At 68.9% G+C, this 26,831-nt stretch carries 24 protein-coding genes; 17 read left to right on the top strand and 7 right to left on the bottom strand.

The annotated features are described in order from the left end of the window. Positions 1–7: 7 nt before the first annotated feature. A complete protein-coding gene (locus IFU30_RS12145; protein WP_192005311.1) occupies positions 8–1,216 on the bottom strand; it encodes an MFS transporter in 1,209 nt (402 codons plus the stop codon). Between the two features lie 353 nt (positions 1,217–1,569). Here IFU30_RS12145 and nrdH point away from each other — a divergent pair, with 353 nt between their 5' ends. The 4 genes from nrdH to nrdF all read left to right on the top strand — a co-directional run bounded on the left by nrdH (position 1,570) and on the right by nrdF (position 5,576). Next, complete coding sequence (gene nrdH, locus IFU30_RS12140; RefSeq protein ID WP_056007615.1) at positions 1,570–1,803, top strand: glutaredoxin-like protein NrdH; 234 nt, start codon at positions 1,570–1,572, stop codon at positions 1,801–1,803. 84 nt (positions 1,804–1,887) lie between these two features. Then, positions 1,888–2,301, top strand: coding sequence for a class Ib ribonucleoside-diphosphate reductase assembly flavoprotein NrdI (gene nrdI, locus IFU30_RS12135; RefSeq protein WP_064296523.1), 414 nt, complete (start codon positions 1,888–1,890; stop codon positions 2,299–2,301). A 23-nt stretch (positions 2,302–2,324) separates the two neighbouring features. Continuing rightward, the gene (gene nrdE, locus IFU30_RS12130) at positions 2,325–4,430 is read left to right on the top strand and encodes a class 1b ribonucleoside-diphosphate reductase subunit alpha (RefSeq protein ID WP_079706251.1); all 2,106 of its coding nucleotides are present in this window, start codon (positions 2,325–2,327) and stop codon (positions 4,428–4,430) included. 171 nt (positions 4,431–4,601) lie between these two features. Next, entirely contained in the window at positions 4,602–5,576 is a 975-nt protein-coding gene (gene nrdF, locus IFU30_RS12125) for a class 1b ribonucleoside-diphosphate reductase subunit beta (RefSeq protein WP_056007612.1), read from the top strand. Positions 5,577–5,653: 77 nt separating this feature from the next. Here the strand turns inward: nrdF and IFU30_RS12120 are convergent, their stop codons facing one another. The 3 genes from IFU30_RS12120 to IFU30_RS12110 form a co-directional block, all read right to left on the bottom strand. Beyond that, a complete protein-coding gene (locus tag IFU30_RS12120) occupies positions 5,654–5,869 on the bottom strand; it encodes a hypothetical protein (RefSeq protein WP_191940724.1) in 216 nt (71 codons plus the stop codon). Between the two features lie 128 nt (positions 5,870–5,997). Then, positions 5,998–6,378, bottom strand: coding sequence for a DoxX family protein (locus tag IFU30_RS12115; RefSeq protein WP_079705419.1), 381 nt, complete (start codon positions 6,376–6,378; stop codon positions 5,998–6,000). Positions 6,379–6,473: 95 nt separating this feature from the next. Continuing rightward, the gene (locus tag IFU30_RS12110; RefSeq protein WP_197977568.1) at positions 6,474–7,097 is read right to left on the bottom strand and encodes a flavin reductase family protein; all 624 of its coding nucleotides are present in this window, start codon (positions 7,095–7,097) and stop codon (positions 6,474–6,476) included. A gap of 208 nt (positions 7,098–7,305) precedes the next feature. Between IFU30_RS12110 and IFU30_RS12105 the strand changes: the two genes are divergently transcribed. Beyond that, positions 7,306–8,157: a sulfurtransferase gene (locus IFU30_RS12105; RefSeq protein WP_192005310.1), complete on the top strand. Its 852-nt coding sequence runs from the start codon at positions 7,306–7,308 to the stop codon at positions 8,155–8,157. Between the two features lie 66 nt (positions 8,158–8,223). On the opposite strand, the gene hrpA is transcribed toward IFU30_RS12105, so the two are convergent. Continuing rightward, entirely contained in the window at positions 8,224–12,099 is a 3,876-nt protein-coding gene (gene hrpA / locus IFU30_RS12100) for an ATP-dependent RNA helicase HrpA (protein WP_192005309.1), read from the bottom strand. 189 nt (positions 12,100–12,288) lie between these two features. Between hrpA and IFU30_RS12095 the strand changes: the two genes are divergently transcribed. From IFU30_RS12095 to IFU30_RS12040, 12 genes are all read left to right on the top strand, one after another. Beyond that, entirely contained in the window at positions 12,289–13,560 is a 1,272-nt protein-coding gene (locus IFU30_RS12095) for an HNH endonuclease signature motif containing protein (RefSeq protein WP_192005308.1), read from the top strand. A 340-nt stretch (positions 13,561–13,900) separates the two neighbouring features. Then, positions 13,901–14,563 (top strand): hypothetical protein, encoded by a 663-nt coding sequence (locus IFU30_RS12090; protein ID WP_124768930.1) that lies wholly within the window; start codon positions 13,901–13,903, stop codon positions 14,561–14,563. Between the two features lie 3 nt (positions 14,564–14,566). Next, entirely contained in the window at positions 14,567–14,878 is a 312-nt protein-coding gene (locus IFU30_RS12085) for a transcriptional regulator (protein ID WP_064296516.1), read from the top strand. Then, entirely contained in the window at positions 14,875–15,786 is a 912-nt protein-coding gene (locus IFU30_RS12080; protein ID WP_192005307.1) for an ABC transporter ATP-binding protein, read from the top strand. Before IFU30_RS12085 ends, IFU30_RS12080 begins: the two co-directional genes overlap by 4 nt. Continuing rightward, the gene (locus tag IFU30_RS12075; RefSeq protein ID WP_137242035.1) at positions 15,786–16,541 is read left to right on the top strand and encodes an ABC transporter permease; all 756 of its coding nucleotides are present in this window, start codon (positions 15,786–15,788) and stop codon (positions 16,539–16,541) included. Before IFU30_RS12080 ends, IFU30_RS12075 begins: the two co-directional genes overlap by 1 nt. A 199-nt stretch (positions 16,542–16,740) precedes the next feature. Further along, complete coding sequence (locus IFU30_RS12070) at positions 16,741–18,240, top strand: aromatic amino acid lyase (protein ID WP_192005306.1); 1,500 nt, start codon at positions 16,741–16,743, stop codon at positions 18,238–18,240. A 217-nt stretch (positions 18,241–18,457) separates the two neighbouring features. Then, positions 18,458–19,327 (top strand): ABC transporter ATP-binding protein, encoded by an 870-nt coding sequence (locus tag IFU30_RS12065; protein WP_192005305.1) that lies wholly within the window; start codon positions 18,458–18,460, stop codon positions 19,325–19,327. Further along, on the top strand, positions 19,324–20,034 hold the full coding sequence (locus IFU30_RS12060) for an ABC transporter permease (protein ID WP_079705429.1): 711 nt from the start codon (positions 19,324–19,326) through the stop codon (positions 20,032–20,034). The genes IFU30_RS12065 and IFU30_RS12060 overlap by 4 nt, the downstream gene beginning before the upstream one ends. After that, positions 20,031–20,837 carry an ABC transporter permease gene (locus tag IFU30_RS12055; RefSeq protein WP_192005304.1) on the top strand — a complete coding sequence of 269 codons (807 nt, stop codon included), beginning with the start codon at positions 20,031–20,033 and terminating at the stop codon, positions 20,835–20,837. The genes IFU30_RS12060 and IFU30_RS12055 overlap by 4 nt, the downstream gene beginning before the upstream one ends. 89 nt (positions 20,838–20,926) lie before the next feature. Then, positions 20,927–21,862, top strand: a complete 936-nt coding sequence (locus tag IFU30_RS12050) for an ABC transporter substrate-binding protein (protein ID WP_079705431.1) — start codon at positions 20,927–20,929, stop codon at positions 21,860–21,862. 132 nt (positions 21,863–21,994) lie between these two features. After that, positions 21,995–22,774, top strand: a complete 780-nt coding sequence (locus IFU30_RS12045; protein WP_192005303.1) for a DUF1684 domain-containing protein — start codon at positions 21,995–21,997, stop codon at positions 22,772–22,774. Between the two features lie 21 nt (positions 22,775–22,795). Further along, positions 22,796–24,727 (top strand): thioredoxin domain-containing protein, encoded by a 1,932-nt coding sequence (locus tag IFU30_RS12040; RefSeq protein ID WP_192005302.1) that lies wholly within the window; start codon positions 22,796–22,798, stop codon positions 24,725–24,727. Between the two features lie 34 nt (positions 24,728–24,761). Here the strand turns inward: IFU30_RS12040 and IFU30_RS12035 are convergent, their stop codons facing one another. Beyond that, complete coding sequence (locus IFU30_RS12035; protein WP_192005301.1) at positions 24,762–25,223, bottom strand: rhodanese-like domain-containing protein; 462 nt, start codon at positions 25,221–25,223, stop codon at positions 24,762–24,764. Positions 25,224–25,295: 72 nt separating this feature from the next. Then, complete coding sequence (locus IFU30_RS12030; protein WP_192005300.1) at positions 25,296–26,669, bottom strand: L-serine ammonia-lyase; 1,374 nt, start codon at positions 26,667–26,669, stop codon at positions 25,296–25,298. Positions 26,670–26,831 lie beyond the last annotated feature (162 nt).

The following is a 26,831-nucleotide window of genomic DNA, read 5'->3' as shown; positions in this document are numbered from 1 at the left end:
GCGCGGCTCAGGACGGGTGGGTGTTGATCGGCTCGGTGTCGGGGATCGGGCTCGCATCGCGGCCGCGGAGGTCGGGGTGCCACCGGTGACCGATCCACGGGATGACGAAGCCGAACAGCGCGAACACGCCGGCCACCCAGAACGCGCCGACCGCTCCGGAGCCGTCGATGAGGAAACCTGCCGCCGCCGACCCCATCGCGGCACCGATGAGCTGACCGGTGCCGACCCAGCCGTAGGCCTCGGCGGTGTCGCTGAACTTCACACTCGCCGAGACGATGGCGAACAACACGGCGAGGGCCGGCGCGATGCCGATACCGGCGACGAAGAGGGTGACCGACAGCCACCAGGCGTTGAGGAAGAGGCTCGCGACGGCGAGTCCGGCGAAGACGATGAAGATCCGCCGCGCCAGCGCGTAGGGACCGATCGGCGTGTGTCCGAGGGCGAGGCCGCCGGCCAGCGAGCCGACCGAGAAGATCGCCAGGACGATACCGGCCTCGAGGCCGTCGTGCCCGAAGGTCGCGACGACGCCCGCCTCGACGGCCGAACAGGCGCCGATGAGGAGGAAGCCGACGACGGTGGCGAGGAGGACCGGCGGGCGCTTGAGCACCTGTCCGAGTTTGCGACGGCTCCTCGGGATGCGGACGCGCCCGACCTCCGGTGAGGAGATGAACCACAGGCAGCCGACGACCATGATCACCGCTGCCAGGGCGATGCCCCAGACCGTGCCGACCTGGGTGGACACGAAGGTGGTCACGACGGGCCCGAGCACCCAGATGATCTCCTGGGCCGAGGCGTCGAGGGAGAACAACGGGGTGAGCTGCTGGGAGGTGACGAGCTTCGGGTAGATGGTGCGGACCGCGGGCTGGACGGGCGGCGTGCTCAGCCCGGCGACGAATCCGATCGCCATGTACGCGGGGACGGTCATGGTGACGAGGGCGATGGTCGTGACGGAGACGGCACAGACCGCGAGGGTGAGGAGGAGCACCTTGCGGATGCCCCAGACGCCCATCCACCGGCTCGTGAGGGGGCCGGCGATCGCCTGCCCGATGCTCGTCGCGGCGAGGACGAGCCCGGCGGCCCCGTAGGACCCGGTGACCTGCTCGATGTGGAGCAGGAAGGCCAGCGAGAGCATCCCGAACGGGAAGCGTGCGGTGAGCTGCGCCGCGATGATCCGGGCGACGCCGGGGGTACGAAGAAGGTCACGGTAGCTGCTCACAAGGACACCAGTCTAGGGACCGGCTCCGACACGCGCGACACGCCCGCGACACGCCCAAACCGACAACGGATGTCGGAGGTGCGGAGGAGAATCTCGCCTGTGGATAGATATCCCTCAGACGGGGGAGAAAAGGCCGTCAATCCGGGATTTTCGCGTCGCCCACGGGCGCTGTACCCAGTGGAGAACCGGTGGATAACTCGCCCGAAACGGTGGAGAACCCGGTGGAAAACTACAGGGCTGTAACTACTAGCCCTTGTGGTCGACCTGAAGACCGCCATCTATATGTAGTATTGGAACCCCGGCGCAGGACGCCGCGGGAATCACCAGATTTTGAGGGGAAGGCACGAAGAGCTATGGCAATCACGGTCTACACGAAGCCCAGTTGCGTGCAGTGCACCGCGACGTACCGCGCACTCGACAACAAGGGCATCGAGTACAACATCCTCGACCTCTCGGTCGACGAGAACGCGCTCGAGCAGGTCAAGGCCCTCGGCTACCTGCAGGCACCGGTCGTCATCACCGAGGAAGACCACTGGTCGGGCTTCCGTCCCGACAAGATCGAAGAGCTCGCCGCACGTCTGGCTTGAGCCCACGGTCGCAGGCGTCATCATGAGCCGGCTCCAGCAGCACCGCACCATCCGACCGTCCGGACGTCGACGAGGAGGCCACCCGTGCAACCACGGCTGATCTACTTCTCCAGCATTTCCGGCAACACGCATCGCTTCATGCAGAAGCTCGACCTGCCCTCGTTGCAGATCCCGCTGTATGCGAAAGACGAAGCCGTGCACGCCACGGCACCCTACGTCCTCGTGACCCCCACCTACGGCGGGGGCAACGGCGACGGAGCGGTGCCCAAACAGGTGATCCGGTTCCTCAACGTCGAGGCCAACCGCTCCCTGATCCGCGGGGTCATCGCCGCCGGCAACACGAACTTCGGCGAAGCCTACGGGCTCGCCGGCGACGTGATCGCCAGCAAATGCAAGGTCCCGCACCTGTACCGCTTCGAACTCTTCGGAACCCAGGACGATGTCACCACCGTCCACAATGGATTGGAATCATTTTGGCAGCAGCGCCAGTTTCAGTGATCGACGCACCGTCGACGAGCCAGATGGACTACCACTCGCTCAACGCGATGCTCAACCTCTACGGCCCGAACGGCGAGATCCAGTTCGACAAGGACCGTGAGGCCGCGCGGGAGTACTTCCTCCAGCACGTCAACCAGAACACCGTCTTCTTCCACTCGCTGAAGGAACGGCTCGACTACCTCGTCGAGAAGGAGTACTACGAGCAGGCAGTGCTCGACAAGTACTCGTTCGACTTCATCCAGGAGCTCAACGACCTGGCCTACTCGAAGAAGTTCCGCTTCCAGACCTTCCTCGGCGCGTTCAAGTACTACACCTCGTACACGCTGAAGACCTTCGACGGCAAGCGCTACCTCGAGCGGTTCGAGGACCGCGTCGTCATGACCGCCCTCGGTCTCGCCGACGGCGACCAGCAGCTCGCGGTCGCGCTCGTCGAGGAGATCATCGCGGGTCGGTTCCAGCCCGCGACGCCCACCTTCCTCAACTCGGGCAAGGCCCAGCGAGGCGAGCTCGTCTCCTGCTTCCTCCTCCGCATCGAGGACAACATGGAGTCGATCGCCCGTGGCATCAACTCCGCGCTCCAGCTCTCGAAGCGTGGCGGCGGCGTGGCGCTCTCGCTGTCGAACATCCGTGAGTCCGGTGCACCGATCAAGCAGATCGAGAACCAGTCGAGCGGCATCATCCCCGTGATGAAGCTCCTCGAGGACTCCTTCAGCTACGCGAACCAGCTCGGCGCGCGTCAGGGCGCCGGCGCGGTGTACCTCAACGCACACCACCCCGACATCCTGCGATTCCTCGACACCAAGCGTGAGAACGCCGACGAGAAGATCCGGATCAAGACGCTGTCCCTCGGCGTCGTCGTCCCCGACATCACCTTCGACCTCGCGAAGAAGGGCGAGGACATGTACCTGTTCTCCCCGTACGACGTCGAGCGCGTCTACGGTGTGCCCTTCGGCGACATCTCGGTGAGCGAGAAGTACCACGAGATGGTCGACGACTCCCGCATCAAGAAGACGAAGATCAACGCCCGCGAGTTCTTCCAGACCATCGCGGAGATCCAGTTCGAGTCCGGCTACCCGTACATCGTGTTCGAAGACACGGTGAACAAGGCGAACCCCATCAAGGGCCGCATCAACATGTCGAACCTCTGCTCGGAGATCCTCCAGGTCAACACGCCGACCACCTACAACGAGGACCTCTCGTACAAGGAGATCGGCAAGGACATCTCCTGCAACCTCGGCTCGCTGAACATCGCGCTCACGATGGACTCGCCCGACTTCGGTCGCACGGTCGAGACCGCCATCCGCGGCCTCACCTCCGTGTCCGACCAGAGCCACATCTCCTCGGTGCGTTCGATCGAGGACGGCAACGACAAGTCGCACGCCATCGGCCTCGGCCAGATGAACCTCCACGGCTACCTCGCCCGCGAGCGCGTGCACTACGGCAGCCCCGAGGGCATCGACTTCACGAACATCTACTTCTACACGGTGGTGTTCCACGCGCTGCGCGCCTCGAACCTCATCGCCAAGGAGCGCGGGGAGACCTTCGACGGTTTCGCCGACTCGCAGTACGCGTCGGGTGAGTTCTTCGACAAGTACATCGACCAGGTCTGGGAGCCTGAGACGGCTCGTGGCCGCGAGCTCTTCGAGCAGGCCGGCGTGCAGATCCCGACGCAGGCGGACTGGACGGCCCTCAAGGCGTCCATCCAGGAGTACGGCATCTACAACCAGAACCTCCAGGCCGTCCCGCCGACCGGTTCGATCTCCTACATCAACAACTCCACGTCGTCGATCCACCCGATCGCGTCGAAGATCGAGATCCGCAAGGAAGGCAAGCTCGGTCGCGTGTACTACCCGGCTCCGTTCATGACGAACGACAACCTGGAGTACTACGAGGACGCCTACGAGATCGGTGCCGAGAAGATCATCGACACGTACGCCGCCGCGACGCAGCACGTCGACCAGGGGCTGTCGTTGACGCTGTTCTTCAAGGACACCGCCACCACGCGCGACATCAACAAGGCGCAGATCTACGCGTGGAAGAAGGGCATCAAGACCATCTACTACATCCGTCTCCGGCAGCTCGCGCTCGAGGGCACGGAAGTCGACGGCTGCGTCAGCTGCATGCTCTAAGGAGCTTCGCGCTTCGCCATCCGCACTTCGACAGGCTCAGTGACCGGGTTTCCGGTCCCTGAGCCTGTCGGAGGCTCATTCGTATCACCGGTCCGTCGAGGGCCATCAGCATCACCGGTCCCTGAGCCTGTCGAAGGGCCAACCCCACTTCCCGATAGAGGACACCAATTCATGTCAGAGAAGCTCAAGCTGGTCGACCGCGTCCAGGCGATCAACTGGAACAAGATCGAGGACGAGAAGGACGTCGAGGTCTGGAACCGCCTCGTCAACAACTTCTGGCTGCCCGAGAAGATCCCGCTGTCGAACGACGTCCAGTCGTGGAACACCCTGACGCCGCAGGAGCAGCAGCTCACCATGCGCGTGTTCACGGGCCTCACGCTCCTCGACACGATCCAGGGCACCGTCGGCGCCGTCGCCCTCATCCCCGATGCGATCACCCCGCACGAGGAGGCCGTCTACACGAACATCGCGTTCATGGAGTCGGTGCACGCGAAGAGCTACTCCTCGATCTTCTCCACGCTCAGCAGCACGAAGGAGATCGACGAGGCGTTCCGCTGGTCGGTCGAGAACCCGAACCTGCAGAAGAAGGCGTCCATCGTCCTCGACCGCTACCACGGCGACGACCCGCTGAAGCGGAAGGCCGCCTCGACCCTCCTCGAGTCCTTCCTCTTCTACTCGGGCTTCTACCTGCCCATGCACTGGTCGAGCCGCGCGAAGCTCACCAACACGGCCGACATGATCCGCCTGATCATCCGCGATGAGGCCGTGCACGGGTACTACATCGGCTACAAGTTCCAGAAGGGACTCGAGAAGCTGACGCAGGCTGAGCGCGACGACGTCAAGGACTACACGTTCTCGCTGCTCTACGAGCTCTACGACAACGAGGTGCAGTACACGCAGGACCTCTACGACGAGGTCGGTCTCACCGAGGACGTCAAGAAGTTCCTGCACTACAACGCCAACAAGGCGCTCATGAACCTCGGCTACGAGGCCATGTTCCCGAAGACGGTCACGGACGTGAACCCGGCGATCCTGTCGGCGCTCTCCCCGAACGCCGATGAGAACCACGACTTCTTCTCGGGCTCCGGCTCCTCCTACGTGATCGGCAAGGCCGTGGTCACGGAAGACGAGGACTGGGACTTCTAGTCGCTGCGCTGAACGCCTGAGGGCCGGATGGAATCCACGATTCCATCCGGCCCTCAGGCGTTCAGCGTGTAGCGGCATCAGCCGCCGAGGCCACCGAAGCCGGCCAGGAAGAAGTAGAAGAACGCCGTCGCGCCCTGGACGACCGGGAGGAAGAGCGCCGCGATCGCGGTGACCACGATCGTGAGGATGACGACGAGTGAGACGAGACTCACGACACCGTTGCGTCCGGCGCTCGGCGTCTCGACGGATTCGGCGACGAGCAGCTCGTCCATGGTCGCTTCGGTCGTCAGCATCGTTCTCCCTGTGGCTCTGGTGTCCTCGACCCTACCTGGCGATCCGCCGTGCGCCGCTGACTCGCCCGAGGATGTTCGAATCCGACGCGGAAACGCGCAGATTCGGGCGACTCAGCGACGGCTGGTGGTCAGCGGCGGGTGGACCAGAGGGCCCAGGCGATGAGCACGGGCTGGAAGAAGAGCCGGGTGAACCGGCGGCTGTCGGTGTCGAGACCGAAGGCGTCGCGGCGGTTGAGCCACTGGGAGAGGTTGCCCGGGAAGATCGCGGTGAAGAACGCCGCAGCGAGGTTGCCGACGGCCGTCCGCTTCACGCCTGAGGCGAGTGCCGCACCCAGCGCGATCTCGACGACGCCCGAAGCGAGCACGGTGGTGTCCTCGTCGATCGGCACCCATTCCGGCACCTGCGCCTGGAAGTCCTTCCGAGCGAAGGTCAGGTGGCTGATGCCGGCGAACACGAGTGCGCCTCCGAGCAGCAGACGTGCGGCGGTGCGGGCTTTCGATCCAGCCATGAGGGTCCTCTCGACGATGGTGATGTCACCACGCTATCCGGAGATCGGTGGACCGACGGCGGGTTGGAGTGCACAGATGTCCAGCAGCAGGCCGCTCAGCCGTCGATCTGCGAGTTCGCGTCGAGACGGTGCCAGGTGCGGTTGTGGTAGACGAGCGGCGCGCCGTCGAAGCTGGGGCTGAATGTCGGGACGGCGGGAGCGGGCGCCTCGGCGGCAGGCTCGGCCCGGACCGGCTCCTCGGCCGCTTGCAGCTGCGAGACGCTCGACTCCAGCGCGTGCACCGCGATGACCGTCGAGGTGCCCGCCTCCATGCGGTTGACGATGCGTCCGCGGATCCAGACGCCGTTGCCCGTGAAGTACGGCTCGCCCGTGGGCAGGCGGTCCCAGATGGAGGTGTCGGCGAAACGGTCGATCCCACTCGTCGCGCAGAGCTTCGCGATGTGCAGTTGCTCGGAACCCAGGAGGTGGACGACGACGGTGTCGGACGCGGTGATGGTCGGCGCGCTCGAGGACAGCGACGACACGGAGAAGACGAGGAGCGGCGGTTCTGCACTGACGGAGAAGACCGAGGTGGCGGTGAGTCCCACCGGCCCGCTGCCGTCGTCCGCGGTGATGACCGAGACGCCGGCCGGGTGCTGACGGAACGCCGCTTTGAAGTCGTCGGGGGACAGGGAGGCGAAACCGGGGGCGACCTCGCCACCATCGACGGGGGACGGCAAGGCGGTCACGGAGGCGGCTGCCGGGTGGACTGAGCTCACGGGGGATCCTTCGAACGGCTGTGGACGACTGCTGCAACGCCGATTCGGTGGACGCTGCACAGGCTACGTTTCGCTCATCCGGCCGGAGCTGCAACTCTGTTACCCGGTGTGACGGCGACCGAGCGGTCGGGCGTGGGTCGCGTCGACCTCGCGTGCGTACGCTGGACGCATGCCCATCCTCATCGCCCCGGACGACCTCGCCGCTGTGATCGCCTCCGAGACGCCGGTGCGCGTCCTGGACGTGCGGTGGCGACTCGACGCACCGGACGGACGGCCCGCCTACCTCGAGGGGCACCTGCCCGGCGCGGTGTACGTCGACCTCGACCACGAGCTGGCCGACCACGTGCCGCCCGGAGTACCGGCCGTCCGAGGCCGCCACCCCCTGCCCGATCGCGAGGCGCTTCAGGCCTCCGCGCGATCGTGGGGCGTCGACGACGGCGACGTGGTCGTGGTCTACGACGATCTCAAGAGCCTGTCGGCGGCACGAGCCTGGTGGGTGCTGCGGAACGCCGGCATCGCGGACGTCCGCATCCTCGACGGCGCGTTCCGGGCGTGGACGGACGCCGGACTGCCCGTGGAGCGCGGCGAGGTCGTCCCGGAACCCGGGACGGTCACGTTGACGACGGGTGTCCTGCCGACCATCGACATCGACACCGCCGCGACGTGGGCGGGCGAAGGACGGGTGCTGCTCGACGCGCGTGCGGGCGAACGGTACCGGGGCGAGGTCGAACCGATCGACCCTCGGGCCGGTCACATCCCCGGAGCGCTCAGCACACCGACGACCGCCAACGTCGGCGCAGACGGCCGATTCCTGTCGCCTGAGACCCTCCGCGAGCAGTTCCTCGCCGCGGGCGTGCCTGAGGACGCGACGGTCGCGACCTACTGCGGCAGCGGGGTGACCGCGGCGCACAACGCGGTCGCACTCACCCTGGCCGGCTTCGAACCGGTGCTGTACCCGGGGTCATGGAGCGAGTGGGCGAACCACCCGGAGCGTCCGGTGGCGACAGGACCCGGGGCCTGAATCACCGACTCCGGACATCGAGCTTGTCGAGATGCGCCCTTCGACAAGCTCAGGGACCGGGGATCGCTAGCCCGCGAGGACCTTCTGCAGGCGCTGCAACGACACCGACTCGGCCGTGCCCAGCTGCTGGGCGAACAGGCTGATCCGGAGCTCCTCGAGCATCCACCGGGCCTTCACGAGGTGCTCCGGAGCCTCGGCGGGCAGTGGGATCGTGCCGCCGGCGGCCTCGAACCGCGCCGACGCCGTCTGCGCCTCCGTCATCCACACCCGGTCGCGGTTCGGGTTGTCCGTCAGTCGCTCGGCGCGGTAACGGATGCCGGCGAGGTAGCGGGGCAGATGTTCGAGTCGTGCTGAGCCCGTCCGGGAGACGAAGCCCGGGAAGACCAGTCCGTCGAGCTGGCCCCGCATGTCGGTGAGCGCCGCGAGCAGCGTCATGCTCGTCGCCGCCTTCATGGCCTTCTCCGTGTCGCGCGCGGCCTGCAGGATGCGGGCGACGATGGCGACCGTCTGGAACATCCGGTCCATGACCGAGGCGGACACGCGGTCGCGCAGCGTCTCGTACTGCAGTCGGGAGAACACCTGTCCGTCGGGCACCACACGGAACAGGACGTCGTCGATGCAGGCGGCGAGGCAGTCCTCGAACAACGCCGGCGTCGACCGGTAGGGGCTCGTCGCGAGCGCGAGCTTCTCGTTGGCCTTGAGGTGCTGCTGCACGTAGGCCGTCGGGGACGGGATCGCGAGCAGGAGGAGGCGGCGCACCCCCGCGGGCATGGCGCGGGCCTGGTCGGCCTCCGTGCTCATGATCCGGATCGACACGCTCGTGCCGTCGTCGACGATCGCGGGGTAGCCGCGGATCACGCCGTCCTCTTGGCGGATGTCGATGAAGCGGGGGAGGTCGTCGAAGTCCCACCTGGTGAACCCGGAGCGCTCGATGGCGTTGGGCACTCTGGCGGCCGCGACCTTGGCGACGCTCGCCCGCGTGCGCTGCTTGAGGCGCTGCTGCAGCTCGACGAGGTCCTTGCCGCCGGCGAGCGTCCGGCCGCGCTCGTCGATGACCCGGAAGGTCACGAGCAGGTGCTCGGGGACGCGTTCCATCTCGAAGTCCGAGGCGGTGATGTCCATGTAGGAGAGCCGCTTGATCGCGTTCGCGAGACGGGTGGCGAACGAGTCCTCGGCGGCCGGACTGCCGGGGGCGACCGCCGGGACGTCGGCGGGGAGCTCGGCGAGCAGCTTCGCCGCCCAGTCGGCCGCAGGCACGATGTTTCGACGCAGGGCCTTCGGGAGCGCTTTGATCATCGCCGTGATGAGGTCCCGACGGAGACCGGGGACCTGCCAGTCGAAGCCCGCGGGCGAGAGCCGGTCGAGCAGGGCGAGCGGGACGATGACCGTCACGCCGTCGTCGTCGCTTCCGGGCTCGAAACGATAGCTGAGCTTCAACCGCTGGTCGGCCTGCACCCACTCGGCGGGGAAGCGGTCCTCATCCACCGCCGGAGCGTCCTCGGGAAGGAGGTCCTCCTGGCGCATCGTGAGCAGCTCGGGCTGGTCGACGCGCGTCTTGCGCCACCAGGACTCGAAGCCCCGCGTCGTCGAGATCTCGGCAGGGACGCGGGCGTCGTAGAAGTCGAAGACGGCTTCGTCGTCGAAGAGGATGTCGCGGCGTCGCGTCCGCTCCTCGAGCTCACTCAGCTCCTTGCGCAGCCGTCGGTTCGCGCGGTGGAAGTCGAACAGTTTGTCGCGACCGATGTCGTGGGTCCACTCGCCGTCGACGAGCGCGTGCCGCAGGAACAGTTCGCGGGCCTGCTCCTGGTCGATGCGACCGAACTGCACCCGGCGGCGCGGCACGATCGGCACGCCGAAGAGGGTCACCTTCTCGAAGGCGACGGCGGAGCCCTGGTTCTTCTCCCAGTGCGGCTCGCTGTACGAGCGCTTGCAGAGGTCGCCGGCGATCTGTTCCGCCCACGCCGGGTCGATCGAGGCGTTGGTGCGGGCGAACAGCCGACTCGTCTCCACGAGTTCCGCGCTCATCACGGCGTTCGGCTGCTTCTTCGCGAGCGCGGACCCGGGGAAGAGGACGAAGCGCGTCTGGCGGGCGCCGATGTAGTCGCCCTTCTTCGCGGTCTTCGTCGCCGGTGGAGCGTTCCGGCCCTTCACGACCGGAGCGACGGTCTGGTCCTTCAGTCCGATGTGCGAGAGGAGCCCCGCGAGGAGCGACTTGTGGATGCCGTCGGGGTTCACCGCCGGCTCGTTGATCGTCAGGCCGAGGGGCTTCGCGAGCTGGCGCAGCTGGCGGTAGACGTCGTGCCATTCGCGGACGCGGAGGTAGTTGAGGAACTCGTTCTTGCAGAGCCGACGGAACGCGCTCGACGACAGCTCGTCCTGTTTCTCCTCGAGGTAGTTCCAGAGGTTCAGGAGGGCGAGGAAGTCGCTCGTGGGGTCGACGAACCGGCGGTGCAGTTCGTCGGCCTTCTGCCGGTGCTCGAGCGGTCGTTCGCGTGGGTCCTGGATGGTGAGCGCCGCGACGATCGCGAGCACCTCCCGCGACACCCCGTGCTGCTTCGACTCCACGACCATGCGCGCGAACCGCGGATCGATCGGCAGGCGGCTGAGGTCGCGCCCCACCCGCGTGAGACGTGGACCGCCGCCGCGAGGTGAGCCGTCGGCGAAGGTGCGGGTCTCGATCGCGCCGAGTTCGGACAGCAGATCGACGCCGTCCTTGATACCGCGGGCGTCCGGCGGTTGGAGGAAGGGGAAGGCGGCGATGTCGCCGAGGCCGAGGGAGATCATCTGGAGGATCACCGCGGCGAGATTCGTTCGGAGGATCTCCGGTTCGGTGAACTCCGGGCGCTTCGCGAAGTCGTCCTCCGAGTAGAGCCGGATGGCGATGCCGTCGCTCGTGCGGCCGGATCGACCCGAACGCTGGTTCGCCGACGCCTGCGAGATCGCCTCGATGGGGAGCCGCTGCACCTTGGACCGCACGCTGTAGCGCGAGATGCGGGCGGTTCCGGCGTCGATGACGTACTTGATCCCGGGCACCGTGAGGCTCGTCTCGGCCACGTTCGTCGCGAGGATGATGCGCCTGCGGAGGCCTGCCACGGTCGACGGCTGGAACACGCGGTGCTGGTCGGCGGAGGAGAGCCGGCCGTAGAGCGGCAGCACCTCGGTGCCGGGCAGGTTGCGCCCGCGGATGGCGTCGGTGGCGTCGCGGATCTCCGTCTCACCGGACAGGAAGACGAGGACGTCGCCCATCGACTCGCGCGCCAGCTCGTCGAGGGCGGTGTTGATGCCTTCGAGGTAGTCGCGGTCGGCGGCCTCGGACTCGGGGGCGTCCTCATCGTCGTCCGTGGGCTCGTCGGCCACGAGCGGCCGGTAGCGGATCTCGACCGGGTACGTGCGGCCGGAGACCTCGACGATGGGCGCTCCGTCGAAGTGCTTCGAGAAGCTCTCCGGGTCGATCGTCGCGGACGTGATGATGACCTTGAGGTCAGGGCGCTGGGGGAGGAGCTGCTTGAGGTAGCCGAGCAGGAAGTCGATGTTGAGGCTGCGCTCGTGTGCCTCGTCGATGATGATCGTGTCGTACTTGCGCAGCATCCGGTCGCGGTGGATCTCGTTCAGCAGGATGCCGTCGGTCATCAGCTTGATCTTCGTCGCCTTCGACGCCTGATCGGTGAACCGGACCTGGTAGCCGACGACGCCACCGAGCTCCTGGCCGAGTTCCTCCGAGATGCGTTCGGCGATCGTGCGCGCGGCCAGTCGTCGGGGCTGCGTGTGCCCGATGGATTCGCGACCGAGCTCGAGGCAGATCTTCGGCAGCTGAGTGGTCTTGCCGGAACCCGTCGCTCCCGCGACGATGACGACCTGGTGCTCGCTGATGGCACGCGTGATGTCCGCGCGGGCGGCACTGACGGGCAGCTCGGGCGGGTAGGAGATTCGGAGGTCGGACATCAGCCCTCCATCGTATCGGGCTGGACCGGTCGTGCTGCCGCTCCGGGCCTCTTGATGCGGCGAACCCTTCCTCCGGTCCCTGAGTAACCTCCTTCGGTCCCTGAGCTTGTCGAAGGGCGCACGAGGAAACTTCCACAGTCACTTCGACTCGGCATCTGGAATGTCAGTGGTCCATGATGAACTTGTTCCATGACCGAGACCACGCCAGCCGCGATCCGCGTCGGCGACGAATACGCCGCGCAGCTGGCGGAGTTCTCGGACCAGTGGGCCGAGCTCCACCGGCAACAGGCCGTCCTGGACGCACGGAAGGCGCGCCTCCTGGCCCGCTCCGCCGCCTACGCCGACGCGTTCGCGGACGCCACGGTCCCGGCGATCTTCCCGCCGGCTGAACGTCAGGCGCTCTCACGCCGGTCGACGTGTGCGGCCCTCGCGATGGCGACCCGGATGCCGGAGCGGACGGTCCAGCTTGCGACGAACGACGCCGAACGTCTGGTGAATGACGCACCGGCCGTGCTGGCGTCGCTGGAGGCCGGCCACATCTCGGCGCGGCATGCGCAGGTGATCACCGACCAGCTCTGCGACGTCCCTGCTGCTGGACGGGCGGTGTTCCTCGACCGCGTCCTCGTCGTCGCCGAGCGCACCACGGCCGCTGGCCTCCGCACGAGCGCCCGCGTGCTGCGCGAGCGACTCCACCCCGAGTCGATCACCGCACGTGCAACCCGCTCCGAAGCCGACCGCCGGGTCGCGTTCGAACCCGAAGCCGACGGCATGGCATGGGTGCACCTCTTCACCACCGCACCCATCGCCCAGGGCATCATCGAGCGCGTCGAAGCAGCGGCCTCGGAATCTCGCGCAGCTGGCTACACCCGCACCTGCGCCCAGCTGCAGGCCGACGCCCTCGCAGCACTCGCGCTCACCGGCGTCACGCCCGAGGACGTGATGTCGAGCCCGGTGCTTCCGCATCCGATCGAGGTGCAGGAGCACATCAAGCCGACGGTGCAGATCACGGTGCCGGCGCTCAGCATGGCGGGCGTGAGCGATGCCCCGGCGATGCTCGACGGGTACGGCCCGATCGACCCCGAGACCGCGGCTCGCATCGCGGTGAACGCACCAAGCTTCACCAGGATCCTCGTCCAGCCGGAAACCGGCGCCGTCCTCTCCGTCGGGCGGAATCAATACCGGGTCCCGGCTGACCTGCAGCGCGCGGTCCGCTTGCGGGACGGCACCTGTCGCGCACCAGGCTGCGGCAGGCGAGCCCGGGCCTGCGACCTCGACCACTCGGTCGCGTGGGACGACGGCGGGACGACAGATGTCGGGAACCTCGCCTGTCTCTGTCGACATCACCACCGGATGAAGCACCTCCCCGGGTGGAACCTCGACCACAAACCGGGCGGGGTTCTCGAGTGGACGACACCTGACGGGAAACGCCACCGGACCGAACCGGACCCCGCACCGTTCTGACGCCCGCCGGTCTCTGAGCTGCGCCGCACTGAGCCTGTCGAAGGGGGTGGGTCCTCGTGGGCACTTCGACAAGCGCAGTGACCGGGAGAGGTGTGCCAGGGATGATGAGCCGTCCTCGTGGGCACTTCGACAGGCTCAGTGACCGGGAGAGGTTCGCCGGAGATGATCCGGTCCCTGAGCTTGTCGAAGGGTGGGTGGGAGAGGGGCGGCCGGATGAACCCGGTCCCTGAGCCTGTCGAAGGGCAGTCGGGCTGTGGCACCTCGGCGTGAAGCGGGCAGGTCTGAACGCTGTATGGCAAACAGGGTTGCTTAGCAGAGTGGTTTGCGTTACAAAGTAGATATGACTTCACCGATGGAACCCACCGACGGCTCGGATGCGCTCGACCCGGCCGCCATGCTCGCTCTGCAGGAGCGACAGGCGAGCCGTGTCGACGACATCTTCACGAGGCCCACCATCGCGATCGTGTACATCTGGGGTGTCGCGTGGACCGTCGGGTTCCTCGCGCTCTGGTCCGCGAGCGACGAGAACCCCTGGTTCACCACCCCGCCGGCGGTCGCCGGGTGGCTCTTCGGGATCCTGATGGTTGGCGGCATCGTCTCGTCGTCGATCATCGGCTCCCGCGTGTCTCGCGGGATCCAGGGAGCACAGCAGGTGCAGGGGACCATGTACGGCATCGCCTGGGCGATCGGGTGCACGGCAGCGGCGGTGTTCGGCGGCGCTCTGTTCGCTGCCGGGATGGCACCCGCACTCGCCGCCATCTTCTACCCGGCCATCTACAGCCTCGTGGTCGGTCTGCTGTACCTCGCAGGTGGAGCAGTCTGGCGCGACCGCCTCATGTACGGCATGGGCATCTGGATCATCGTGGTCGGCATGGCCGCGCCGTTCTTCGGCTCGCCTGGCAACGCGCTCATCATGGCCATCGCCGGCGGAGGTGGGTTCCTCGTGTACGCGACCTTCCTCGAGGCGACCCGCCGTCGGCGTGCCCACCGATCGGCGGCGTGACCGATGGACGAACTCGACCCCCTCATCCATGCCCAGGCCCGCCTGCGCATCATGTCGACGCTCGCGGCGATCGATGCGGACAGCAGCATGTCGTTCCCCCGCCTGCAGGAGATGCTCGACATGACCGCCGGGAACCTGTCCACACACCTGCGGAAACTCGAGGACGGCGCCTACGTCCTCGTCACGAAGACCCACCGGGGACGCACCCCGGTCACCTACCTGGAACTCACCACGCTCGGGCGCCGCGCGTTCGAGGACTACATGACCGGCCTCCGAGCGATGCTCGGCGGCGCGTCGGGAACGGGGACATCATGACGATCACATCACTGGCCACCCTCGAGGGCGTGACACGACGCTACGGCGAGGTGATCGCGCTGGACGACGTCGACCTCAGCATCGAGCCGGGCTCGCTCGTCGGGCTCCTCGGCCCCAACGGCGCCGGCAAGTCCACGGTGCTCTCCCTGCTGCAGGGCACCCGACGTCCGACGACCGGCACGGTGACGCTCTTCGGCGGCGATCCCGCCCAAGCGGTCAACCGCACCAGGCTCGGATCGACACCGCAGGAGACGGCACTGCCGCCCACGCTCCGGGCGGGAGAGGTCGTCGACTTCGTCGGACGGCACTTCGCAGACCGCGTGCCGACGGCCGCCCTGGCGGAGCAGTTCGGTTTCGGCGACCTCCTCCGACGCCAGACGGGCTCGCTCTCGGGCGGCCAGCAGCGCCGCCTCGCGGTCGCACTCGCGTTCGTCGGCAGACCGCGTCTCGTGCTCCTCGACGAGCCGACGACGGGCCTCGACGTCGACGCCCGCCGGACCCTCTGGGACGCGATCCGCCGGCAACACGAGCTCGGGGCGACGATCGTCCTCACCAGTCACTACCTCGAGGAGATCGAAGCGCTCGCCGAGCGCGTCGTGGTGCTGGGGGGTGGACGGGTCATCACCGATGCCCCACTGCGCGACGTGCTCGGGCTCGTCGGCATCCACCGGGTACGGCTCCGGACCACAGACCCCGGAGCGGTGGAGCGGCTCGCCGGGGTCGTCCAGGCGAGTCGTGACGGCGACGCCGTCGAACTGGACGTCCGCGACGCCGACGCGTTCGTGCGCGATCTCGTCCGGTCCGAGGTCCCGTTCACCGATCTCGCCGTGCGCGGAGCGACCCTCGAGGAGGCGTTCCTGACCCTCATCGCGGATGCCCGGGCGGACGTCGAACGGAGCGCCGCCTGATGGCCACCACACTCCAGCTCACCGCCCTGCACGCGCGGTACTCCCTGCTCGAGACCGTACGCGTCCCGATCGCGCTGATCGGCTCGCTCGTCTTCCCCGCGCTCTCGCTGCTGTTCTTCGTCGTCCCGCAGGCGCAGGTCGCCGGCGATCCGGTCATCGCGACCCAGGCCGTCATCTCCCTGATCGTCTTCGCGGTGCTCGCCAACTCCCTGTTCGGCTTCGGCCTGACCATCGCCCAGGCGAGGGAGCAGGCGTGGGATCCGTACCTCCGCACCCTTCCGGTGACAGGAGTCGCCCGTGTCCTCTCGCACCTGTGCTCGGTCGGTCTCCTCGGGTTCGCGGCCGTCATACCGGTCGTCGTGCTCGGTGCGCTCCTGACCGCCGCCACCACGACTCCGACAGGACTGCTCGGTGGCATCGTGGCGCTCCTGGTGGGTGCCCTGCCGTTCATGCTCCTGGGCACCGCGATCGGGTACGCCCTCCCCAGCAAGGCCGCGATCGCGGTGGTGCAGGTGGTCATGTTCTCGCTGGCCTTCGCCGGCGGACTGTTCATCCCACCGTTCCTCTTCGCCCCGTGGCTCGACCGGCTGTCGATGTTCCTCCCGAGCCGCCAGACCCGGGAGCTCGTCGTCTGGGCGGTCCAGGGTGGCGAGTTGCCGTGGTGGTCGTGGGTCGGCGTCCTGGCCTGGACCCTCGTCCTGACCGTCGTGGTCCTCGCTCTCTACCGCCGCGACGAGGGCCGCCGCTACCGCTGAGGTCGACGGACACCTCGCCGAGCACCGACCGTCCCCGTGTGCTGTCACACGTCGACACACACCGTGCACCGGCCGCCAGGCGCTCGTACGCTGACGTCCATCCCGGCCGGACCACGGCCCATGACGAGCGGATGGAGCGACCCGTGTCCAACAGTGCAGACCAGACGAACGCCGCCGACCGATCGACGGGCGCGCACTGATGGGAGCCCCGGTCGTGTTCGGCATCGGCCCGATCTCGGTCGACGACCTCGTGGCCGTGTCCCGCGACGACGCCATCGTCGTCCTCGACACCCCGGCGCTCGACCGCATCGGCGCCGGCCGGGCCGTCGTCGACCGGCAGACGACGCCGATCGGCGTCGGTGCGCCTGGTCCTCGGTCCCAGGGGCCACGGATCCCTGGTCCCGCCGGGGGACGAGCGGCTCCGCGCACCGCGACGCTCGATGCCTCGGCGGTGGAGGAGCGCGTCGTCCATGACCGCCGTGGCGGCATCGGACTGCCGCTCTCAGTGGACCGTGCTCGGGCGGTGGTCGCCGCCCGGCTCGCCGGATGGACCCGTGGCGCATCCGGGATCCGCCTCGAGACGGCCGTGTTCGTCGCGGAGCTCCTCAACCGTGGGGTGACCCCGGTGATCCCGTCCGTCGGCTCCCTCGGCGACGGCGACGAGACCCACCTGGCGTCCGTCGCGACGCTCGTGATCGGGCAGGGGGAAGCGGTCCTCGCGGGTGAGCGGCTCTCCGCCCAGGTCGCTCTGTCGCGGGTCGGGCTCGCACCGCTCGACCTCGCTGTGCACGAGGGCTTGGCGTTCGTCCACCACAACGCCTACTCCCTCGGCGTCGGTGCGCTCGCACTCCACCGGCTCGGCGCGCTCAGCCGACTGGCGGACACCACGAGCGCGCTCTCGTCGAGGGCCGCTGCGCGGTCCGGGCTCGGCGGGCGAGGACCGGCGTTCGACGCGAGGGTCCTCGCCGGCAGCCCGTCGGCGGGCACCCGGGCGAGCGGCGAGCGGATCTCCGAGTTGTTGGCGACGCCGGTCGGCCCGGAGGGTGCGCGCGGCGGACGGGACCGGGACGGACTGCGGCTCCGGGCGACCCCGCAGATCAACGGTGCGCTCGCCGACGAGGTCACGGCGGCCGTCCAGCTCGTGGAAGCGACGCTCGGAACGGCTTCGGAGGATCCACTCGTCGATCAGGCGTCGGGCGTCCTGCGGACGGGCGGGCTGCTGCATGGCGCGCGGCTCGCCCGCGCCTTCGACGGGCTCCGCGCGGCCATCGCGCACACCGCTGCTGCCGCCGAGCGACGGCTCGGACGCATCACCGGAGGCGGGGTCGACCCGCGGGGGACCGGGCACGGGCTCGTACCGGGTCGGCTCGGTCAGTCGGCGGCGGACCTCGTCGCTGAACTGCGCGTGCTCGCGACCCCGGTCGTCACCGCCGGCGTGCCGGACGAGGACTCGGACGACCCGGCCTCCTTCGCCGGGACCTCGTTGCGACTGCTGGAACGCTCGACCGCCCTCCTCGCGGACGTGCTGGCGGTCGAGGCGGTCGTCGCGGCGGACGCGCTCGGCCCGGCGGAGCACGACGGATGGTCGGTCGGGTTCTCCGTCGCCCACGCCGGCCTCCGGTCGGCGATCGAGCAGGAGCTGCACGGTCAGCAGCTCGTCACGGCGGCGCTCGCCGCGTTGGGCGTCGACCGATCCTGAGCGACGGCGGCCGGCCGGCGAACGTGCGCGGGCGCACCCACGTCGTCGCATGCCATGTATTTCGACACGTGTCGAGGGGGTGGGCGATGTCAGTGCCCTCCGGTAGGTTCGGACCACCGACCGAGAGACGTTCAGCGAGCCACCGACCGCGGCGGCGACGACCCTTGGAAGACGACCTGTCACGAACAGCCGTGCAGAGAAGAGGCATCGGTCCAGCATGATCTCCTTCGAACACGTCTCCAAGCGCTTCGACGACGGCACCCTCGCGGTCGACGACTTCTCCCTCACGATCCCGTCGCGGTCCACCACGGTCTTCGTCGGGTCCTCAGGCTGCGGCAAGACCACGCTCCTGCGGATGATCAACCGCATGGTCGATCCGAGCGAGGGACGCATCGTCATCGACGACGAGGTCGTCTCCGCCGTCGACCCGGTCCGTCTCCGTCGCCGCATCGGCTATGTCATGCAGAACTCCGGTCTCCTCCCGCACCGCACCGTGATCGACAACGTGGCCACGGTGCCCATGCTCACCGGCGTCAACAAGAAGCAGGCCCGGGCGGACGCCCTCACCCTCCTCGACACCGTCGGACTCGACCGCGCGCTGGCCGACCGGTACCCGAGTCAGTTGTCCGGCGGCCAGCAGCAGCGCGTCGGCGTGGCACGAGGCCTCGCGATCGACCCGAACATCCTGCTGATGGACGAGCCGTTCGGCGCCGTCGACCCGCTCGTGCGTGCCGAGCTCCAGCGGGAGCTGCTCCGACTGCAGCGCGACATCGCGAAGACGATCGTGTTCGTCACCCACGACATCGACGAGGCGTTCCTCCTCGGCGACCAGGTCGTCATCCTGCAGAAGGGTGGCCACATCGCCCAGGTCGGCACGCCGGCCGAGATCGTCGCCAACCCTGCCGACGACTTCGTCGCCCAGTTCATCGGCGCCGATCGTGGCCAGCGGACGCTCCACGTCGAGCGCGTCGACGGACGCGACGTGGTCGTCGACGAGTCGGGCCGCCCCGCCGGCGTCCTCGGAGCCTGGCCCGGCGCAGGCGACCGCCCCGGCCTGGACGTCCGGAAGGACGGCGCATCCACATGAGCTGGGTCATCGCGAACTGGGACATGATCTGGGACCTCACGCTCACTCATGTCCAGCTGAGCCTGCCCCCGATCATCCTGGGGTTCCTCATCTCCCTCCCCCTCGGCTGGCTCGCACACCGGTACCGGTGGTCGCGAGGCGTGCTGCTCACACTGAGCGGCATCCTCTACGCGATCCCGTCCCTCCCGCTGTTCGTCCTCATGCCGTCCCTCATCGGCACGAAGATCCTCGATCCGGCGAACGTCGTGATCGCGCTCACCATCTACGCCGTGGCCCTGCTCGTCCGAACGGTCGCCGACGCGCTCGACGCCGTCGACGCCGGGGTCCGGCAGTCGGCACAGGCCGTGGGGTTCTCCACCGGCCAGCGGTTCTGGAGGGTCGAGTTCCCGCTTGCGGGTCCGCTCATGCTCGCCGGCATCCGGGTGGTCTCCGCGAGCACGATCAGCCTGCTGAGCGTCGGCGCCCTCATCGGCGTCACGAACCTCGGCTACCTCTTCACCGACGGCTACAACCGGCAGTTCCCGATCGAGATCCTGACCGGCATCGTCGGGACGGTCGTGATCGCGATCGTGTTCGACGTCCTGCTGGTGCTCCTCGGCCGACTCCTCATGCCGTGGACGCGGATCAGCTCGAAAGGCGCGATCCGTCGTCGTCGCGCGGCCACCGAAGCCCGTGAGCTGGCGACCGCCGGGGGAGGAGCAGCATGATCAACTTCCTCGCCGCCTTCGCCTGGATCTTCGACCCCGCGCACTGGGAGGGCCCAGGCGGCATCCCCGTGCGGGTGCTCCAGCACCTGGCCGTGACCGGCCTGACCGTCCTCATCGCGTGCGTCATCGCGATCCCGCTCGGGCTCCTCATCGGGCACACCGGGAAGGGACGGGAGATCGCGGTCGCGATCACCGGCGCGCTCCGGGCGCTGCCGACCCTCGGTCTGCTCTCACTCCTCGCGCTCATCACGCTCGGGTGGGGCTTCTCCAGCACGAGTCTCGTCCCCGCGATCACGGCCCTCGTCGTGCTCGCCGTCCCGCCAGTCCTGGCCGGCGCGTACGGCGGGGTCGAGTCGATCGACCGCCAGACCATCGACGCCGCGCGTGCGGTCGGGATGAACGAGTGGCAGATCCTCGGCAAGGTGGAGATCCCGCTCGCCCTGCCACTCATGATCGGTGGCGTGCGCTCGGCGGTCCTGCAGACGATCGCGACCGCCACCGTCGTCGCGTTCCTCACCAACGGCCCCGGTCTCGGTCGCTACATCCTCGACGGCCTCCCGGTACGCGACTATGCGCAGATGCTCGCCGGCTCGATCATCATCATCGTGCTCGCCCTCCTCCTCGAGGGCGTCTTCTCGCTGCTGCAGCGCGCCGTCGTGCCGCGCGGTGTCCAGGCGACCCACGCGCGGGTCGACGAGACCCGGGGTCACGCCGCCACCGGCGGCGACCGCTCCACCGCACCAGACCCCGTCGTCGCAGAAGCGGAGGCGAACATGCAGACCGCGGCATACCGCAACAACTGACGCGTCCCGTCATCCCGGGTGACAGCACCGCCCGGCTCCCAGACCCACAACGGCACCACCGTTCTCGCCCATCACAGATAGGAAACACCATGTTCACAGTTCGACAGGGTCGACGCCTCGCCGTCGGCATCGCCGCGACCGCCGTCGCGGCCCTCGCGCTCAGCGCCTGCTCCGCAGGCGACCCGACCGCCGGGGAGACCGCGGCATCCGACACGATCACGGTCGGCTCCGCCGGATTCCCCGAGTCGGAGATCATCGCCCAGATCTACATCCAGGCGCTCGAGGCCAACGACATCAAGACGGCCGAGTCCCTCAACATCGGCGCGCGCGACGTCTACATCGCAGCGCTCGAAGACGGCTCGATCGACCTCGTCCCCGACTACAGCGGCAACCTGCTGCAGTTCTTCGACGACTCCGCCACGGCCACGTCGAGCGACGAGGTCTACTCCGCCCTCCAGGAGGCCACGCCGAAGGGCTACGAGGTCCTCGACCAGTCCAAGGCGGAGGACAAGGACTCCTACAACGTCACGAAGGAGTTCAGCGAGGCGAACAACGTCACGAGCCTCGCCGACCTCGCGGCCCTCACCATCCCGCTGGCCATCGGCGGCGCACCCGAGTTGGCCGAGCGTCCGTACGGCCCGAAGGGCCTGACCGAGGTGTACGGCGTCCCCGCCGACAAGCTCACCTTCGTCCCGATCAGCGACGGCGGCGGCGCACAGACCACCGCGGCCCTGCTCGACGGCACGGTCCAGCTCGCCGACATCTACACCACGACCCCGTCGATCACCGAGAACGACTTCGTCACGCTCGAGGACCCGGAGAACCTGATCCTCCCGCAGAACGTCCTGCCGCTGATCAACTCGGCCAAGGCCAGCGACAAGGTCAAGGAGGTCTTGAACGCCGTGTCCGCGGAGCTGACCACCGAGGACCTCATCGAGCTCAACGCCCGCAACCAGGGCGACGAGAAGGCCGCTCCGAAGACCCTCGCGGCCGACTGGCTGAAGGACAAGAAGCTCTTCAGCTGAGCAGCAGCCACACGTCGATGGCGTCGTCCGGTTCTCCGGGCGGCGCCATCGCGCTGTTCGCGGGGAGCGCATCCGGCTGCAGCCGGATGTCCAGGGGGTCTCCGACACCTGAGGAGTTGATAGCGTCAGGGTATGAGTTCCGAGACCCCCGCAGAGTTCATCGCGTCCTGGACCGCCTGGCACACCGCTCGCGAGCGTTCCGTCCGAGCACCCCACGGTATCGCCGCCCTCCGGTTCACCCACTGGCTGACCGAGGAGGCGACCGCTCTCGAGGGCGCGCCAGGCACCTGGCGTGCGGACGCGACCGGCATCGTCGGTGAGCGGCTCACGGGCACCGGACTGACCACGCCGAGTGGCGCGCAGATCATGACCGACCGCGTCGAGCTGGTCCACGGTGACGAACTGCACTTCGGCGACGCGCTCCTCCGAGGTATGGAGCGAGACGGCGTCTACGCCCTCCGCGTGCTCGACCCGGAGGCGCCGACGCGGACCTCGCTCGCGGGCATCAGCGCGTTCGCCCCCGACGTCGCCTGGATCCGGCCGGCGCGGTTCGTGCCGTCCCCGGACGTCACGGTCGAGACCGAGTCGATCGACGGCCACGTCACGACCGAGACCCCTGTCGGCCGGGTCGAGTTAGAGCTCGGTGATGAAGCGGTCTCGCTGACGGTCACGGGCGGCCCGAACGGACTCTGGGCGGTCTTCGCCGACGGCACGAGTGGCGACGAGAGCTACCGGTTCCGGTTCATCAGCATGCCGGCCCCGACCGCGGACGGCCACGTCCTCGTCGACTTCAATCGCGCGTACCTGCCTCCGTGCGCGTTCAGCGACCACTACGTGTGCCCGCTGCCTGCGCCGAACAACCGGCTCCGCACCCGGATCACGGCGGGCGAGCGACTGCCGCTCGGCCAGTAGGTCCCGGGCCACGGATCCCGCATGACGAACCGGCTCGCCGAGGCGATGAGCCCGTACCTCCGCTCGCACGCCGAGCAGCCGGTCGACTGGTACCCCTGGGGGCCGGAGGCCTTCGCCGAAGCGGCCCGTCGTGACGTCCCCCTGCTCGTCTCGATCGGCTACTCGACGTGTCACTGGTGTCACGTCATGGCACGCGAGTCGTTCTCGGACGAGCACATCGCCGAGCTCCTCCGCCGCGATTTCGTGGCGGTGAAGGTCGACCGCGAGGAACATCCCGACGTCGACGCCAGCTACCTCGCCGCCGCCGGCGCGTTCACCCGTGACCTGGGCTGGCCGCTGAACGTGTTCGTGACGCCGCGCGGACACGTCTTCCACGCGGGGACCTACTCGCCTCCCGTCCCGCTCCGCGGGCATCCCTCGTTCCCGCAGGTGCTCGAGGCCGTCCGCGTCGCGTGGGCCGAGCGACGGGAGCAGGTCGTCGCGAGTGCCGACGGACTCGCGCGGGCGATCGCCGAGACGATGTCGTCCACGGATGACGCCCCACTGCCGGAACCCGGAGACCTCGACGCGTCGATCGTGGCGGTCGAGGCGCTCGAGGACCAGGAGCTCGGCGGCTTCGGCACGGCTCCGAAGTTCCCGATGGCCCCGCTGTTCGACTTCCTGCTGACGCCGCGCGAGGGGGAGGTCGCCCGCCGCGGTGTCGACCTCGCGCAACGCACCCTCAGGACGATGGGGGCCTCAGCGCTCCGAGATCCGGTCGAAGGCGGGTTCTTCCGATACGCGGTCAATCGGGACTGGACCGAGCCGCACTACGAACGCATGCTGACCGACAATGCGCTCCTGCTCACCGCGTACACGCGGGCCTGGGCCGAGCGCCCGAGCTCGTGGGCGGCCAGTGTCGCCGCCGGGATCGCCGAGTTCCTCATCGGCACGCTGCAGCAGCCGAGCGGCGGCTTCGGGTCGGCGCAGGACTCCGAGAGCGTCGTCGACGGCATCGGATCCGAAGGTGGCTACTATCGACGCGATGCCGACGGCCGGGCGACGCTGACCCCGCCGGCCGTTGACCGCAAGGTGCTCACCGGTTGGAACGGGCTCGCGATCGGCGCGCTGGCGGAGGCCTCGACGGTCTTCGACCGCCCCGAATGGATCGAATCAGCGAGGTGGGCGGCGGACGCGGTGGTCGAGAACCACCTCGCCTCGGACGGCACGCTCGCCCGGGCCTCGCTCGACGAACGGCGGTCGGGTGCGGCTGCGGCCCTCGAGGACTACGGGATGCTCGCGGAGGGGCTCCTGCGCCTCGGCCTCGCGACGGGCGAGGTCCGCTACGCGGAGGTCGCCCGCGACCTCGTCGACCGGTGCTTGCCGGACGAGACCGTGACTGACGAGACCGTGACCGACACCTCCTCCGCCACGGTGGCCGGCTTCATCCTGCCCGGTGGTGGCGACCCGGTGCTGTCGGCCCAGGGCATGCGGATCGACGGCGACCCGTCGGAGGGCGCGTATCCCTCGGGGATCTCCTCGCTCGGACGCGCGTCGCTGCTGCTGTTCCAGCTGACGGCAGACGGCCGGTTCCGGGACGCCGCCGAGAGCGCGGTCCGGTTCGCCGCGTCGGCTGCGCTGTCGGCACCGACCGCGTTCGGCGCGAGTCTGGCCCTCGCGGCATCGCTCACCGGGCCGGCGTCGCAACTGATCGTCGTCGGGCCGGATCGGGCGGATCCGGATGAGGACGAGGCTCGCGCAACGGCGGACCGGGCGATGCGCGACGCGGTCAGGACGCGCCGGGACGACGTCGTGGCGGTGGTCTCCGAGCGGCAGGCGGTGGCCTGGGCGAGGAGCGGGTTCGACGTCTTCGCCGAGCGGACGAGTCGGGACGGCCGGTTGACCGCCTACCACTGCCGGGACTTCGTCTGCCGCCTCCCCGTGACGGATGTGGCGCAGCTCGACGCCCGCTGAACCAGCGTGCCCGTCGCTCCGACACCTGGGTGGGTCAGGCTCCGAACGTGCCGTCCGGTCGGCCGAAGCGCAGCTCGCGGGCTTCGGAGCGCCAGCGCCCGAGGCCGCCGTCGAGGAGCGCGACGCGCTTGTATCCAGCTCCGGTCAGCGCCGCACGAAGGCGCTCGGCGGAGCGCCCGTCCAGCTGGTCGTACAGGACGACCGTGTGCTGCTCCGTGACGCCGATGGCGGCCGCGCCGCGTCGGACCTCGTCCGGTGAGGATGCTCCGAGCCCCTGGCGCGCGTCCAGCAGCTCGACGAACACGGCACCGGGCACATGGCCGTCGAAGAGGTACAGGTCGTAGCCGCTCACCAGTCGCACCGGGCCGCCGTCCAGCGCAGGCAGCTCGAAGACGCTCGCGTCGAGGACGATGAGGCTCTCGCTGCCGAGATGGTCCGCGAGCCACTGGGTGGAGACGAGCGGTTCCACCAGGAACGGCGCGTGCGTGGAGGTCATGCGCCCACCGTAGGAGGCCGCGGCCCGGATGACCACGGTGGTCGGCAACACGCGGTCACACGACGCCGCGGTTCAGCACTCGATGACGTTGACCGCGAGACCGCCCTCGCTCGTCTCCTTGTACTTCGTCGACATGTCGACGCCGGTCTGGCGCATGGTCTCGATCACGGTGTCGAGCGACACCAGGTGCGTCCCGTCGCCGTGCAGGGACAGGCGTGCGGCGCTGACGGCCGTCGAGGAGGCGATCGCGTTGCGTTCGATGCACGGGACCTGGACGAGCCCGCCCACTGGGTCGCACGTGAGGCCGAGGTGGTGCTCCATCGCGATCTCCGCGGCGTTCTCGACCTGGCGCGGTGTGCCGCCGAGGACGGCGCACAGGGCGCCGGCGGCCATGGCGCAGGCCGATCCGACCTCGGCCTGGCAACCGCCCTCGGCGCCCGAGATGGACGCGTTGGCTTTGAAGAGCGAGCCGATGGCGGTCGCCGTGAGCAGGTACCGACGGATGCCGTCGAGCGAGGCGCCCGGCACGAACCGCAGGTAGTAGCTCCCGACCGCCGGGATGATCCCCGCGGCCCCGTTCGTGGGTGCGGTCACGACCCGCCCGCCCGAGGCGTTCTGCTCGTTGACCGCCAGGGCGAACGCGTGCAGCCACTCCGTGGGGAGCTCGCGCCCGCTCTCGGCCTCGGCCACGTCGAGGCGCTCACGGACGGCTCGCGCCCGGCGCTTGACGCCGAGACCGCCCGGGAGTGTGCCGGTGTCGGAGAGCCCGGCGGTCACGCACTCGTGCATGGCCGTCCAGATGGCGTCGAGGCCGGCGTCGACCTCGACCACGGACCGCAGGGCCTCCTCGTTGCGTCTCGCGATCGCGTCGATCGGCAGCCCCGTCTCGTCGCAGAGCCCGATGAGCGTCTCAGCGGTCCGGAACGGCATCGGCACGGGGGTCGACGGCAGCACCGTGCTCGGGTCGTCGCCGTCACGACGGATGAAGCCGCCGCCGACCGAGTAGTACGTCTCGGAGCGCACGGGGAGGTCGCTCCGCTGATCCCAGGCGTGGAGCGTCATGGCGTTCGGGTGGCCAGGCAGCCTCGTCCTGGGCACGAACGAGACGTCGTCCTTCGAGAACGCGATGGCACGCGTCCCGGCGAGCGTGAGCGGAGCGCCGTCGGGGTGGTCGCTCCAGGCCCGTCGGACCTCGGCGGGATCGCACCCTTCGGGGGTGAGCCCCTGGAGTCCCGCGACGACAGCGTCGGGGGTGCCGTGGCCGATGCCGGTCGCGCCGAGCGATCCGTACAACGAGCACGTGACGCGGTCGACCCGGTCGAGCAGTCCGTCGTCCGCGAGCCCGGTGGCGAAGGCCAGGGCCGCCCGCATCGGTCCGACCGTGTGCGAGCTGGACGGCCCGATCCCGATGGAGAAGAGGTCGAACGCGGACACGTATGCGGTCACTGGACGACCCCCTTCGGTGCGACTGGCTCCTCTCACTCTAAGCGTCCTCGGCGCCGGGTGCGGTGTCAGCGGCCGTCAGCGGGTGTCAGCGGCAGGTGAGCGATCCGTGAGTGCCCCCGCCCACACTGTTGTCCGGGTCGCCCACCGGCGGCCCACACCTGA

It is taken from the genome of Plantibacter sp. CFBP 8798 (assembly GCF_014841195.1).
GTDB lineage: Bacteria > Actinomycetota > Actinomycetes > Actinomycetales > Microbacteriaceae > Plantibacter > Plantibacter auratus.
Note: the sequence above shows the minus strand (reverse complement) of the source record. Positions and strands in the feature narration are given on the sequence as shown.